The 12,864-nt window shown below is 54.9% G+C and carries 13 protein-coding genes; 7 read left to right on the forward strand and 6 right to left on the reverse strand.

Annotated elements, in window-relative coordinates:
- The first annotated feature begins 12 nt into the window (after window positions 1–12).
- Entirely contained in the window at window positions 13–1,425 is a 1,413-nt protein-coding gene (locus tag INT84_RS18270) for a PLP-dependent aminotransferase family protein (RefSeq protein WP_194207931.1), read from the forward strand.
- Window positions 1,426–1,488: 63 nt separating this feature from the next.
- On the opposite strand, the gene INT84_RS18275 is transcribed toward INT84_RS18270, so the two are convergent.
- From INT84_RS18275 to INT84_RS18285, 3 genes are all read right to left on the reverse strand, one after another.
- Window positions 1,489–1,944 carry an RICIN domain-containing protein gene (locus INT84_RS18275; protein ID WP_194207932.1) on the reverse strand — a complete coding sequence of 152 codons (456 nt, stop codon included), beginning with the start codon at window positions 1,942–1,944 and terminating at the stop codon, window positions 1,489–1,491.
- Window positions 1,945–2,230: 286 nt separating this feature from the next.
- Window positions 2,231–3,604, reverse strand: a complete 1,374-nt coding sequence (locus INT84_RS18280) for an NAD-dependent succinate-semialdehyde dehydrogenase (RefSeq protein ID WP_194207933.1) — start codon at window positions 3,602–3,604, stop codon at window positions 2,231–2,233.
- Between the two features lie 176 nt (window positions 3,605–3,780).
- Window positions 3,781–4,731: an Rpn family recombination-promoting nuclease/putative transposase gene (locus INT84_RS18285; RefSeq protein ID WP_194207934.1), complete on the reverse strand. Its 951-nt coding sequence runs from the start codon at window positions 4,729–4,731 to the stop codon at window positions 3,781–3,783.
- Between the two features lie 212 nt (window positions 4,732–4,943).
- On the opposite strand from INT84_RS18285, the gene INT84_RS18290 reads away from it, so the two are divergent.
- The 6 genes from INT84_RS18290 to INT84_RS18315 all read left to right on the forward strand — a co-directional run bounded on the left by INT84_RS18290 (window position 4,944) and on the right by INT84_RS18315 (window position 9,731).
- On the forward strand, window positions 4,944–6,224 hold the full coding sequence (locus INT84_RS18290; protein ID WP_194207935.1) for a DUF445 domain-containing protein: 1,281 nt from the start codon (window positions 4,944–4,946) through the stop codon (window positions 6,222–6,224).
- 9 nt (window positions 6,225–6,233) lie between these two features.
- Complete coding sequence (locus tag INT84_RS18295; RefSeq protein ID WP_194207936.1) at window positions 6,234–6,473, forward strand: DUF2164 domain-containing protein; 240 nt, start codon at window positions 6,234–6,236, stop codon at window positions 6,471–6,473.
- Between the two features lie 94 nt (window positions 6,474–6,567).
- Complete coding sequence (locus INT84_RS18300; protein WP_194207937.1) at window positions 6,568–7,719, forward strand: double-cubane-cluster-containing anaerobic reductase; 1,152 nt, start codon at window positions 6,568–6,570, stop codon at window positions 7,717–7,719.
- A gap of 9 nt (window positions 7,720–7,728) precedes the next feature.
- Complete coding sequence (gene yjiL / locus INT84_RS18305; RefSeq protein WP_194207938.1) at window positions 7,729–8,496, forward strand: putative 2-hydroxyacyl-CoA dehydratase activator YjiL; 768 nt, start codon at window positions 7,729–7,731, stop codon at window positions 8,494–8,496.
- Window positions 8,493–8,750, forward strand: coding sequence for a DUF3343 domain-containing protein (locus tag INT84_RS18310; protein ID WP_194207939.1), 258 nt, complete (start codon window positions 8,493–8,495; stop codon window positions 8,748–8,750). Before yjiL ends, INT84_RS18310 begins: the two co-directional genes overlap by 4 nt.
- A gap of 99 nt (window positions 8,751–8,849) precedes the next feature.
- On the forward strand, window positions 8,850–9,731 hold the full coding sequence (locus INT84_RS18315; protein ID WP_194207940.1) for an SdiA-regulated domain-containing protein: 882 nt from the start codon (window positions 8,850–8,852) through the stop codon (window positions 9,729–9,731).
- Here the strand turns inward: INT84_RS18315 and INT84_RS18320 are convergent.
- The 3 genes from INT84_RS18320 to INT84_RS18330 are packed head-to-tail and all read right to left on the reverse strand — an operon-like array spanning window position 9,728 to window position 12,322.
- Window positions 9,728–10,792, reverse strand: coding sequence for a DUF2955 domain-containing protein (locus INT84_RS18320; RefSeq protein WP_194207941.1), 1,065 nt, complete (start codon window positions 10,790–10,792; stop codon window positions 9,728–9,730). The two genes, INT84_RS18315 and INT84_RS18320, sit on opposite strands and share 4 nt — an antisense overlap.
- Window positions 10,782–11,849, reverse strand: a complete 1,068-nt coding sequence (locus tag INT84_RS18325; RefSeq protein ID WP_194207942.1) for an HlyD family secretion protein — start codon at window positions 11,847–11,849, stop codon at window positions 10,782–10,784. The genes INT84_RS18320 and INT84_RS18325 overlap by 11 nt, the downstream gene beginning before the upstream one ends.
- 2 nt (window positions 11,850–11,851) lie before the next feature.
- The gene (locus INT84_RS18330) at window positions 11,852–12,322 is read right to left on the reverse strand and encodes a MarR family winged helix-turn-helix transcriptional regulator (RefSeq protein WP_194207943.1); all 471 of its coding nucleotides are present in this window, start codon (window positions 12,320–12,322) and stop codon (window positions 11,852–11,854) included.
- Window positions 12,323–12,864 lie beyond the last annotated feature (542 nt).

Below are 12,864 nucleotides of genomic sequence, written 5' to 3' on the forward strand. Positions count from 1 at the left end.
AAAGGATACAGTATGACGCGTTATCAACATCTGGCGAATTTACTGGCGGAGCGGATCGAGCAGGGGCTATACCGCCACGGAGAAAAGCTACCGTCGGTGCGCAGCCTGAGCCAGGAGCACGGCGTCAGTATCAGTACCGTCCAGCAGGCGTATCAGACGCTGGAGAACCTTCAGCTGATCACCCCGCAGCCTCGCTCTGGCTATTTTATTGCGCCGCGTAAAGCGCAGCCGCCCGTCCCGGCAATGAGTTCGCCGGTACAGCGCCCGGTGGAGATCACCCAGTGGGATGAGGTGAATACGCTGCTGGCCGACCATCATGATAAATCGCTGATTGCTTTCGGCAGCGGTGCACCGGATGTCAGTCAGCCGAGCCTGAAACCGCTGTGGCGCGAGATGAGCCGCATCGTGCAGCATAATCCGTGCGATGTGCTCAGCTACGATGAACTTTCAGGACGGCAGGATCTGCGCGCGCAGATCGCCCGCGTCATGCTGGACAGTGAGACCGTGGTAGCGGCAGACGATATCGTCATCACCAGCGGTTGCCATAGCGCTATCGCCATCGCCCTTCTGGCAGTCTGCAAACCGGGCGATATCGTGGCGGTGGAGTCGCCGTGCTACTACGGCACCATACAGATGCTGCGCGGCTTTGATATTAAAGCTATTGAGATCCCAACCGATCCACAAACCGGCATCAGCATCGAAGCGCTGGAACTGGCGCTGGAGCAGTGGCCGATCAAGGGGGTGATCCTCGTGCCGAACTGCAATAATCCGCTGGGTTTTATTATGCCGGACGCCCGCAAACGGGCGGTGCTTTCTCTCGCTCAGCGTCACGATATCGTGATTTTTGAAGATGATATTTATGGCGAGCTGGCGCGCGAGTATCCGCGGCCGCGCACGATTAAATCCTGGGATATCGACGGGCGGGTACTGCTGTGCAGTTCATTTACTAAAAGCATCGCGCCGGGCCTGCGCGTTGGCTGGATCGTACCGGGTCGCTACCGCGATCGCGTGCTGCATATGAAGTACGCCACCAGCAGCACCAGCGTGCCCGCGATGCAAATGGCGGTGACGGCCTTTATCCGCGACGGGCACTATCATCGCCACGTACGGCGGATGCGCCAGATTTATCAGCACAATATGGAAACCTGGACCTGCTGGGTGCGCCAGTATTTTCCCTGCGATATCTGTGTTACCCGGCCACAGGGCAGTTTTATGCTGTGGATCGAGCTGCCGGAAATCGTCGATATGGTCTGCGTAGCAAAACAGCTCTGCCGCCTGAAAATCCAGGTGGCACCGGGGTCGCTGTTCTCGGCATCGGGGAAATATCGCAACTGCCTGCGGATTAACTGCGCGCTGCCGCTGACGGATAAAAATCGTGAGGCGCTGCGACAGTTGGGTGAAGCGGTGAGTATTGCGATGGAATAAGTATTAATGCGTTGAGGGCTTCAATTTGTACCGCGAAAGAAGCCCTCATTATTACTGAAACAATTAGCCTTGCGACGGTTCTTCTTCAGCCATAACCTCTTCGGCAAGGTTATTTAGCGACATCTCATCCATCGGCACAAATTTCCATTGCTGGGCTTCCGAACCATTATAGGGATAAAGGATAACCGAGTTACCGTCATACGTTCCGCGACTCAGGCTATCAATAACATGGGTGGTGTATTGTTTATTACGAATAAAACCCCGGGTAGTTGCCATATCCCACTGCTGGGAGAGTTTACCTTTGCTGCGTTGCTGTAGAGTGATACTTGAGCCGCTGGTATCCATGACCATGTCATCGCTGGCGACCAGAATAATCTCTCCGGTTTTCATATTTACATTCCAGAGGATTTTTCTTAGCTCCGTATTAATCGGTTTTAATACCAGTGCGGAACCTGCCTGCTGATCGGAAATGCCGATAACCATATTCGGGCAGGAAGTATATTTAAAAAAGCCAATCATGATAAACTCCTTGTATGATCGTGTGTCGTAGATAGCATCTAAATTAATTTATTATGCGTAACTATGCATTACCGTGGATTATTTCATCGCTACGGCGTAAATGAATAATGGAATAAGATTCAGCGACAAAATGTGATCGCGATCTAAATATCTGCCCAGACTAAATTTCACAGATAAAATCAACCAATCGTATTAATACTTATAGAGTAACTAAAATAGCAATATTATCTGTAAATACTAATAATAAAATAAACTCCCCCGTTATCCGGAGGAGCTTTGCAATCTATTACTGATGGCTCACTACCACCAGTTTCTGATTCACAAACTCCTTAATCCCTAAATCAGACAACTCGCGCCCGAATCCGGAACGTTTTACGCCGCCGAAGGGTAAGTCCGCCGCCGTATCGGTCAGGGAGTTGATATAGACCATCCCGGTTTCAATACGCGACGCCAGACCTTTGGCACGTTCAATGTTCTGACTGAAAATTGCCCCGCCCAGTCCGTAGTGCGAATCGTTCGCCAGCTTCACAATCTCATCGTTATCTTTCACCACGTACACCTGCGCAACCGGGCCGAAAAACTCCTCAAAATACGCCGGGTTATCGCGGGTAATGTGAGTCAGGATGGTTGGCTCAAAGAAGTTCCCTCGATGTTCAACCGGCTTGCCGCCAATATGCACTTTCGCACCGTTTTTCACAGCTTCATTAACCTGTTTGGTTAATGTTTCCAGCGCATCTTTAGATGAGAGTGGACCAAGGGTGGTACTCTCATCCAGCGGATCGCCCAGTTTCACCTCACGGAACGCTGCGGTAAATTGACTGAGGAAGCGGTCGGCCACTTTCTCATGAATGATAAAGCGTTTGGCGGCGGTACAGACCTGCCCGGCGTTTTGCAGACGCGCCTGCACGCCCACCTTCACCGCTTTTTCCAGGTCGCTGTCGTCCAGCACGACAAAGACGTCATTACCGCCCAGCTCCAGCGTCGCTTTTTTCAGTTTCTTCGCGGCCTGCGCGGCGACCACGGCACCGGCTTTTTCAGAACCGGTCAGCGCCACGCCCTGCACGCGATCGTCCTCGATAATGGCGGCAACCTGATCGGATGAGATAAACAGGTTGTTATACGCCCCTTCCGGTGCACCCGCCTCGTGAACCAGATGTTCGAAGGTCTCTGCGCAATGCGGCACGATGCTCGCATGTTTAACGATAATGGGGTTACCTGCCGCCAGGTTCGGTGCCAGCACGCGCATCAGTTGATAATACGGGAAGTTCCATGGCTCAACTGCCATCAATACGCCTATCGGATGATGTTCCACCCAAGCCTCGCCCAGTTCAGAGTCATATTTTACGGGGGCCAGGAAATCTTTCGCATGATCCGCGTAGTAACGCGCAATCTGCGCGCAAAGCGTCACTTCAGCACGGCTTTGTTCAATGAGCTTGCCCATCTCGCGGCTGGCGATTTTCGCCAGTTCTTCGTTTTGCTTATCCAGCAGATCGGCAAGTTTGTGCAGCACTGGCAGGCGCTGGTCGATATCGCCTTTCGCCCAGGCGGAATGATAGAGCGCATCGGCTTTTTTCAGCGCGGCTTCCACATCGGCGTCGCTGTGCGCCGGGTATTCTTTAATAAGCTGATTGGTAAAAGGATTTACTGTCTGGTAGGCCATAATACCTTTCTCCTTATACTAGTGAATGTGCAGCAAAACGTACTGCGAAGAGTATTAAGGGTAGTCAAAACAGAGTGCAATACCGGGAAAAAGGCGGATAAAACGGAGGTTTCTGAAGGCGGCCTACTGATGGATGCCGCCTTAATATAGATGCACGGTTACGTAACAATGCGCGGTTAATGGCTCACCGCGTCAAGCTCACTCGCAGGGAGTCCGGTAATTTTTAACACCGTGTCGCGATCCAGCCCATTCGCCAGCATGGTGCGGGCGATGCGCAACGCTTCAACGTGTTTCCCCTGCTGCAAGCCTTGCTCTAAACCTTGCTCTAAACCGTCTTTTAAACCTTCCTGGCGACCGCTGAAATGGCCCTCCTGGCGCAATCTTTCTGCGAGAGTCATCATCTCCTCCTTATGTTGGGGCATTCGATGGGCAAGCTGACGGAGAAACTCGCGATGGCGAGATACATCGCCGTGCACCATCATATAGTTAAACAATGCTTTTAACTGATTGTCAGTAGTGTATCCCATCCCCAAAAGTGAGACTAGCGGGTCAAGCAAGGCCAGCAGATCGCGCCGGCGGATATGTTTGAGCATGAATTCAAGTAGCGCGACGTGCCGGTGCGCCATGATGTCATCATCCGGTGTGACGGTGATATCGACCAGCGGAAACGCTGTCGAATACAGCTGCCGCGCCAGCGCCGGATCGGCAAATTCATCCAGCCAGCACAGGGAAGACGGATACGGGCTGGTGTCTCCGTGATAAAACAGTATTGGCACCACCAGCGGCAAGGTTTTATGTCCGGCATCCAGATGGTTCTGCATGGCGGCTATCGCATAGCGCATCATGCGAAATGGCATATGCGCCACCGACGAACTTTGATGCTCAATGACCACATAAATATAGCCCTCGCCCGCCGTCGTTTTCATTGACCACAGCATATCGGAGTAATAAGCGCGTAGATCTTCTTCGATGAAACTGGTGGACTCCGGCTTAAGAGTACGCAAATCGCAATGTTGCCGTAGCGCAGGCGGAAGATGGATCGCCAGAAAATCGCAAACCGACGCTTTGTGCCGCATAAAATGTTTGAACACCGCATCGTGCGGCGTAGAGGTGGTACTTTGTGCCATGGCGTTCCGTCACCGGGTAAAACAACGTGATGCGACTCTACCCCTCAGCGATCTGTACAGCACCTCGCTATTTTCGGCATTGCGAGGAATTACGAAGGAAGATTATGCACGATCGCAACGATTGCCGCTTCGCTGGAATCAGCCTCGCAAAGTGACACATCTCACCGCGCCGCTATTTTGCGAACCTGCCGTCAGGTTATATGCTTAACCCTATGGACAAAATCACTGAACTCAAACGCGCCAAGCGCCTGGCGCTGTCGCTACTGCTGATTGCAGTGGCAACCTTTGTCACCACGCTGTTTTTACCGCCGAACTTCTGGGTCAGCGGGGTGAAGGCGATCTCTGAAGCGGCGATGGTCGGCGCGCTGGCGGACTGGTTCGCCGTGTCGGCGTTGTTCCACCATCTGCCGATCCCATTTATCTCCCGGCACACGGCGATTATCCCGCGCAATAAAGATCGCATCGGCGACAATCTCGGTCAGTTTGTGCAGGAGAAGTTTCTGGATACCCAGTCGCTGCTGACGTTAATTCGCCGTCACGAACCGGCAAGGATGATCGGCACCTGGTTTAGTCAGCCGGACAACGCCCGCCGGGTCGGGCAGCATTTACTTCAGGTGATGAGCGGTTTTCTGGAGCTGACCGACGACACGCGGATCCAGCGGCTGCTGAAGCGCGCGGTGCATAAAGCGATCGATAAAGTCGATCTGACCCAGACCAGCGCGATGATGCTGGAGAGCATGACCAAAAATAACCGTCACCAGCGGCTGCTGGACGCCATTATCGCTCAGTTGATCGCCCTGCTTAAGCGTGACAATTCGCGGGAGTTTATTGCCCGGCAAATTGTCCACTGGCTGAAAACCGAGCACCCGCGTAAGGCGATGCTCCTGCCGACCGAATGGCTGGGCGAGCACAGCGCGGATCTGGTCTCTGACGCGGTAAATTCGCTGCTCGACGATATTACCCAGGATCGCACCCACCAGATCCGCCGGGCGTTCGATCGCGCGACGCTAAAACTGATCGACAATCTGAAAACCGATCCGGAGATGCTCGCGAAAGCAGAAAATATTAAAAGCTATATCAAGAATGATGACGCCTTTAACCGCTATCTGGGCGAGCTATGGGCGGACCTGCGCAACTGGCTAAAAGAGGATATGCGCAGCGAAGACTCGCGGGTGCAAAAACGTATCGCCGAGGCGGGCCTGTGGTTTGGTGAAACGCTAACCGCCGATGACGCGCTGCGCGCCTCGCTGAACAGCCATATGGAGCAGGCGGTGATCCGCATCGCGCCGGAGTTTGCCACCTTCCTGACCCACCATATCAGCGACACGGTAAAAAGCTGGGATGCGCGGGATATGTCGCAGCAAATTGAGCTTAATATCGGCAAAGATCTCCAGTTTATTCGCGTGAACGGGACGCTGGTGGGCGGATTTATCGGGCTGGTGCTGTATCTGTTGTCGCAACTTCCCGCCCTGCTGACATTACCCAATTTTTAAGGAGAAAAAATGGCTGACATCACCCTGTCTTCAACGGAGCGCGATCGCCTGCGCAGCGAGCTTGCCACCTATTGCAGCGACCATTTTGACCTTGAGCTTGAACAGTTCGATGCCGAGTTTTTCATCGATTTTATTATTGAAAAACTGGGGCCCGCGTTCTACAACGCCGGTATTGAAGAGGCGATCAGCACGCATTTAGCGTACAGCGAGCGGATTCAGGAAGAGATGGATCTGAAGAAAATTTTATAAGTGAATGCCCGAAGGGAGATCAATATTCACGCAGTTATTGCAGGGTTATAATAGGTGATCTTTCACTCTCTCCCGTGTCACGGGGAAGGAAACCATGTCACTTATTACCAATCTCCCCACCATTTTCGATCAATTCTCCGACGCCCGGCAAAAAGGCTTTCTCACCGTAATGGATCTTAAAGAACAGGGCGTTCCGCTGGTAGGAACCTACTGCACCTTTATGCCGCAGGAAATCCCGATGGCGGCCGGCGCGGTGGTCGTGTCGCTGTGCTCAACCTCTGATGAAACCATCGAAGAAGCCGAAAAAGACCTGCCGCGCAACCTCTGCCCGCTGATTAAAAGCAGCTACGGCTTCGGCAAAACGGATAAATGTCCCTATTTCTATTTTTCCGATCTGGTGGTGGGTGAAACCACCTGCGACGGCAAAAAGAAAATGTATGAGTACATGGCGGAGTTCAAGCCGGTACACGTCATGCAGCTCCCCAACAGCGCTAACGACGCCGCCTCCCGCGCGCTGTGGAAAGCCGAAATTTTGCGCCTGCAACAGGCGGTGGAAGCGCGGTTTGGCGTGCCCATCAGCGAAGCAGCACTGCGCAACGCTATCGCGCTGAAAAACCGGGAACGCCGCGCGCTGGCGAATTTCTACCGCGTCGGCCAGCTTAATCCGCCCGCGCTCAGCGGCAGCGATATCCTGAAGGTGGTCTACGGCGCGACCTTCCGCTTCGATAAAGACGCGCTAATTGTCGAACTCAATGAAATGGCCGACCGCACCCGGCAGCAGTGGCAGGAAGGCAAACGACTGGAAGCGCGTCCGCGCATTCTGATCACCGGCTGTCCCATCGGCGGCGCGGCGGAAAAAGTGGTCCGCGCGATTGAAGACAATGGCGGCTGGGTGGTCGGCTATGAAAACTGCACCGGGGCAAAAGCCACCGAGCGCTGCGTGGAGGAAAGCGGCGACGTTTACGAGGCGCTGACCGACAAATACCTCGCTATCGGCTGCTCCTGCATTTCACCAAACGACCAGCGCTTAACGCTGCTCAGCCAGATGGTAGAGGAGTACCAGGCGGACGGCGTGGTGGATGTGATTTTACAAGCCTGCCATACCTACGCCGTTGAATCGATGGCGATTAAACGCCACGTGCGCCAGCAGCATGGTATTCCCTACATCGCCATTGAGACCGACTACTCTGGTGCAGATATTGGTCAGCTTAGCACCCGCGTCGCGGCCTTTATTGAGATGCTTTAAGGAGCGCGCGTGACCTTTACGATTGGCATTGATTCCGGCTCCACCGCCACCAAAGGCATTTTGCTGGAAGAGGGCATTATCCGCCGACGATTTCTCTGTCCGACGCCGTTTCGCCCTGCCGACGCGATAAACGAGGCCTGGGAAACGCTGCGCGCCGGGCTGGAAACGCGCCCGTTTTTGACGCTGACCGGTTATGGTCGACAGCTGGTCGATTTTGCCGATAAACAGGTTACGGAAATCTCCTGTCACGGGCAGGGGGCGCGCCTGCTGGCTCCGGCTACCCGCACGGTCATTGACATTGGCGGTCAGGACAGCAAGGTGATCCAGCTCGATCGCGACGGCAATCTCTGCGATTTTCTGATGAACGACAAATGTGCGGCGGGGACCGGACGCTTTCTGGAGGTCATATCCCGCACGCTGGGAGCCAGCGTGGAGCAGCTTGATGTCATCACCGACGGCGTTGCGCCGCATGCCATCACCAGCATGTGCACCGTGTTTGCCGAGTCCGAAGTGATCAGCCTGCGCTCGGCGGGCGTGCCCCCAGAAGCGATCCTTGCGGGCGTCGTGAATGCGATGGCCCGGCGCAGCGCCAACTTTATCGGTCGGCTTTCAGCGCAGGGGCCGCTGCTGTTTACCGGCGGCGTCAGCCACTGTGCGGCCTTTGCGCGGATGCTGGAAAGCCATGTGGGGATGGCGGTGCATACGCATCCGGACGCGCAGTTTGCCGGGGCCATTGGCGCGGCGCTGATCGGCCAACGCCAGAGGAAACGCGGATGACGGAGCATCTGTTTTTATTCCATTCAACGGTTGGCGTAGTGTTGACCCGTAAGGCGCTACAGGCGGCGGGAGCAACGTTTCGGGTGGCGGATATTCCCCGCCAGCTGCGCGGCGGCTGCGGACTGTGTATTTACCTCAGTTGCCCGGAGGCCGAAGCGCAACAGTGGGTGCTTGCTGGTCATACGGAAGCGATTTACCGCCGCGGCGAGGATGAAGCCTGGCACTGTGTGGCAACGTTTGCCGCCGCCGGGTAACTGTATTCTCTGCTGGCAACGTCGTAACCGTTAAGAATAATTTAAGATTAGCGCGTATAATCGGGAAAATAATTTTCCATTCATTCCCGTGGAGCCTCAATGTTCAGGGCCGTGACGTTAAAACAGCATCCAAAAAAGCTATTCCTTTTTCTCTTTTTAATACTCATAGGGATAATCTGTATCGGCTGGCAGCTGTATTCACGCGCTAACGCGGAAAGCTGGAGCAGTCACCATTCGTCGCTGCGTAATTATCATATCGCGATTGACGGTAAAAAAATCGCCGGTGTGGATAACAACATTTCCTCCCTCACCTGGTCGGCAAAAAGCGATACGCTGTTCAGCACCATTAACCGTCCGCCAACTATTGTCGAGTTGAGCAAACAGGGTGAGGTTATCCGCACTATTCCCATTGATTTTGCAAAAGATATTGAGACCATTGAGTACGTTGATGACAACGTTTTCGTCATCACGGACGAAAAGGATTATTCGATTTATGTCATCACTCTCGACGCTGCCTCACATGTTTCGGTGGTAAAAAAACTCCAGATCGCTCTGCAAAAAACGCCTACCAATACCGGCTTTGAAGGGCTGGCATATTCCGCCAAAGATCGCGTATTTTATTTCTTCAAAGAGAAAAAACCTGTCGCTATCTATCGTATTGAAGGTCTGCTCGACAATAACGATCTGCAAATCTCCGATGACAAAAATCTGCAAAGCCAGCTGGACGTAAAAGATATCTCCGGCGCGGATTTCAACGCTGAAAATAATTCGCTATTAGTTTTATCTCATGAGTCAAAAAACCTTCAGGAAGTGACGCTTTCCGGGGACATTCTGGGCGAAGTATCGTTAAAAGAGGGTGAAAACGGGCTGGCGCACGATATCAAACAGGCGGAAGGGATCGCCCGCGACGGCGGGGGCAATTTGTATATCGTCGGCGAGCCGAATCTGTTTTATCTGTTTACCAAAGCGCCGCCGCGTTAGTCGGCAATCACAAACCGGGTGGCGGCGAAACGGTTAAGGATCAGGTGTACCAGGAACACCATCGTCAGCGTCGCCAGCAGCGCGACGGTCACCGAGGTCACGCGGTACAGATCGCTGAACACCAGATCCTGCTCCGGGTGCAGGTTCTGGCCAAACATAATGCCAATGGTGGTAATACTGGAAAATCCGACGCCTGCGCCCACCTTCTCCATCACATGCAGGCGCGCGCTGAACGCCAGCCCGAGGCCGATCAGCGGCATCATCAGCAGCATATGACTGCTGTGATCGTAAAGCAGCAACTGCACGATAAGGATATAAAGACAGGCCAGCACCACGCCCACCACCCGCCATAATGAGCTCATCACCGCGCCGCGATAGTTCATTGGAAAGAGGATTAAGATCCCCGCCATCAACGCTGAAAGCGAATCGCTGAGATCGCTTACCTGAAAAATCACAAAGATAATGGTCGCCACCGTGCCGGAGAGGAGCGATTCGTGACGCACCCGCGCCGCATCTTTCTCGATCAGCGGCGGACGACCGCGCGGCTCGACGTCCGGAATCAGGTAGTTCATCAGTGCGCTCAGGCACACCGCCATCACGCTGGCTTCAACGTTCGAGAACATCAGCGTATGCCAGTCGTTAGTGGGATAGCTCATAAAGTTGAGCATCACGCTCTGGCAGACCACGCCCATTGAGCCGAAAAGAAACAGCGGCCCCTGACTCATAAAGCGAAAACGCATCACGTACAGCGCGAATACCACCAGCGTCATGATCGCCGGCCAGCGCGACAGAAAGCCGATAATGAACACCATCTCAATACAATTCAGCACCGCGCTGAAGATGAACTGCTTCGCCACGTGGCGGTTAAAAACCGGCACCAGCGAGAGCAGCATGATCGGATAGACCACAAAAAAGACGCCATATTGCACGTTATAGAAGGTGGAAACGCTGAGCGCGAGCGTGCCCGCCACGACAATGCGCAGCGTCTGGCGGAAATCATTGGCCGTAAAGGTGATGTTGCCATGCGGCGTAAAAACGCGCGCCAGAGTGTTAATAGACATAGTGCAGCAGGCTCACCAGGTGAATTTGCAGCCCGGAAAAGAAGTGGGCAAACGGGCCTTCACTGTTATAGAGCTGAACGGTAGCGCGTGCGCCGGTCGGTAGCGGCTGCGCCAGCGGTTCATCGAGCGCAACGTGGATGCGCATCCGCTGCGCGTCCCGGACCCAGCGGTTAGACTGCTCGGGCTGCGAAAGCTGACCGTTAACCGCCTCCTGTCCGGCAAGGATCCCGGCGTCGCTGCTGGTGACGTGGGCGGCAAAAACTTTGCCGGGCATGGCGTCAAACACCACGGCGGCATCGGTGCCGGGGCGGGTATGGCGCAGGCTTTTCTCCCGGAAATCGGCCACGATATCGGTGTGAGCACTTACTAACGCCAGCAAGGGCGTACCTGCTGAGGCGTAAAGCCCAGGGCTAAGCTGAAGGTTACTCACCGTGCCGTCGGCCTCGGCACGGATTTGCGCCCAGCCGAGGTTAAGCTGCGCTTCATCCAGCGCGTTGCGGTATTTTTGCAGGGTGACGTTGCGGGCATCGTCACGCTCGCCACGCTCAATGGTCAGCTGATGGATCGTCGCGTTGAGCGAGGTCACCGACTGTTCGCTGGTCTGCCAGCTAGTGCGTGCTTTATCCAGCTCCTGCTGCGATACGTTCTGGCTGGTGCTCAGCCGTTGATAGCGCTGAAAAGTGACCTCCTCATTATGCGCGGTCAGCTGTGCCGTTTTGAGGTTCGCGCGCGCGGCGGCGATCTGCGCATCAAGCTGCTGGTTGGTCAGCTGTGCCTGATGCAGGGCGATTTGCGCGGCTTCGACGCGATTAAGAAATGGCGTGGTATCCAGTTCATACAGCAGATCGCCCTTCTTCACCGGGCTGTTGTTGCGCACGTGTACCGCGGCGACGTAGCCGGAGACGCGGGCGGAAACCGGCGTGACGACGCGCATTACCGTGGAATCCGGCGTCAGGGGGATCCAGATGTCCGCCACGATAAAGTAGACGAACATCAGCAGGAAAGAGGCAATACTCACCCTTACCCAGCGGGCAAATTTTTGTTCAGGGGTCATCATAATTATGGTTTTGTCTTGTTATCTTCTTCGCGGATAGACCGCAAATTGCAGGCGATTTGATTTAATGTGGCGTTGAACAGGTCCCTGTCCGGAGCCGGAATATTGTGCGTAACGCGTTCCTGGAACTGCTCAATGACCCGAGTCAGCTTTTCCAGTACCGCTTCCCCGGCAGGCGTCAGTGCCAGCAGGCGTATCCGCTTGTCGTAAGGTGATGTGCTCCGCAGCAGATATCCCTGTTTTTCCAGCAGCGCGAGGGTCCGCATCAGCGGCGGCAGTTCAATGCCCTGCACTTCCGCCAGTTCGGTGACCGAGACGTTATTACCCAGTTGATGCAGTTGCATGAGGACCGTCCAGCTTGATTGCGTCAGGCCGGTATCCAGTACTGCCTGATCGATGACGGAACGCCACTGGCGTACCACCATCGCCATGCGCATCCCTAACGGGCGGCGGGCAAACAGTTCATCTTCGGTCATCGCGTCTCCTCTCGTTGCGTAGGGAAAGGTAATACTTATCAGAGTAAGTATCAAGAAACGGGAGGGTTAAGCGCATGGATTGCGAAAAGGTGGTCAGGTTACGATCGATGCCAGGCCGGGGCCGCCATGCCCGGTGGCGCTGCGCTTACCGGGCCTACAAGGTGGACAATCATCCAGCCAAATAGCGCAAACGCCCCATCGCAGGCCGGGCAAGCGCAGCGCCCCCGGCATTAAAACACGGAGGATAACCATCCGGCCAAATAGCGCAAACGCCCCATTGTAGGCCGGGCAAGCGTAGCGCCCCCGGCATTACAGCGCGGAGGATAATCATCCGGCCATATAGCGCAAACGCCCCATTGTAGGCCGGGCAAGCGCAGCGCCCCCGGCATTACAGTGCGGAGGACAATCATCCGGCCATATAGCGCAAACGCCCCATCGTAGGCCGGGCAAGCGTAGCGCCCCCGGCATTACAGCGCGGAGGACAATCATCCAGCCATATAGCGCGAACGCCTCATCGTAGGCCGGGCAAGCGCAGCGCCCCC

The organism is Superficieibacter sp. 1612_C1 (assembly GCF_015234305.1).
Classification (GTDB): domain Bacteria; phylum Pseudomonadota; class Gammaproteobacteria; order Enterobacterales; family Enterobacteriaceae; genus Superficieibacter.

Coding starts and splice junctions, on each gene's coding strand:
- INT84_RS18300 (WP_194207937.1), top strand. CDS start 6,568: ATGTCACTTATTACCAATCTCCCCACCATTTTCGATCAATTCTCCGAC.
- INT84_RS18275 (WP_194207932.1), bottom strand. CDS start 1,944: ATGATTGGCTTTTTTAAATATACTTCCTGCCCGAATATGGTTATCGGC.
- INT84_RS18295 (WP_194207936.1), top strand. CDS start 6,234: ATGGCTGACATCACCCTGTCTTCAACGGAGCGCGATCGCCTGCGCAGC.
- INT84_RS18325 (WP_194207942.1), bottom strand. CDS start 11,849: ATGATGACCCCTGAACAAAAATTTGCCCGCTGGGTAAGGGTGAGTATT.
- INT84_RS18310 (WP_194207939.1), top strand. CDS start 8,493: ATGACGGAGCATCTGTTTTTATTCCATTCAACGGTTGGCGTAGTGTTG.
- INT84_RS18315 (WP_194207940.1), top strand. CDS start 8,850: ATGTTCAGGGCCGTGACGTTAAAACAGCATCCAAAAAAGCTATTCCTT.
- INT84_RS18320 (WP_194207941.1), bottom strand. CDS start 10,792: ATGTCTATTAACACTCTGGCGCGCGTTTTTACGCCGCATGGCAACATC.
- INT84_RS18285 (WP_194207934.1), bottom strand. CDS start 4,731: ATGGCACAAAGTACCACCTCTACGCCGCACGATGCGGTGTTCAAACAT.
- INT84_RS18290 (WP_194207935.1), top strand. CDS start 4,944: ATGGACAAAATCACTGAACTCAAACGCGCCAAGCGCCTGGCGCTGTCG.
- INT84_RS18330 (WP_194207943.1), bottom strand. CDS start 12,322: ATGACCGAAGATGAACTGTTTGCCCGCCGCCCGTTAGGGATGCGCATG.
- INT84_RS18280 (WP_194207933.1), bottom strand. CDS start 3,604: ATGGCCTACCAGACAGTAAATCCTTTTACCAATCAGCTTATTAAAGAA.
- INT84_RS18270 (WP_194207931.1), top strand. CDS start 13: ATGACGCGTTATCAACATCTGGCGAATTTACTGGCGGAGCGGATCGAG.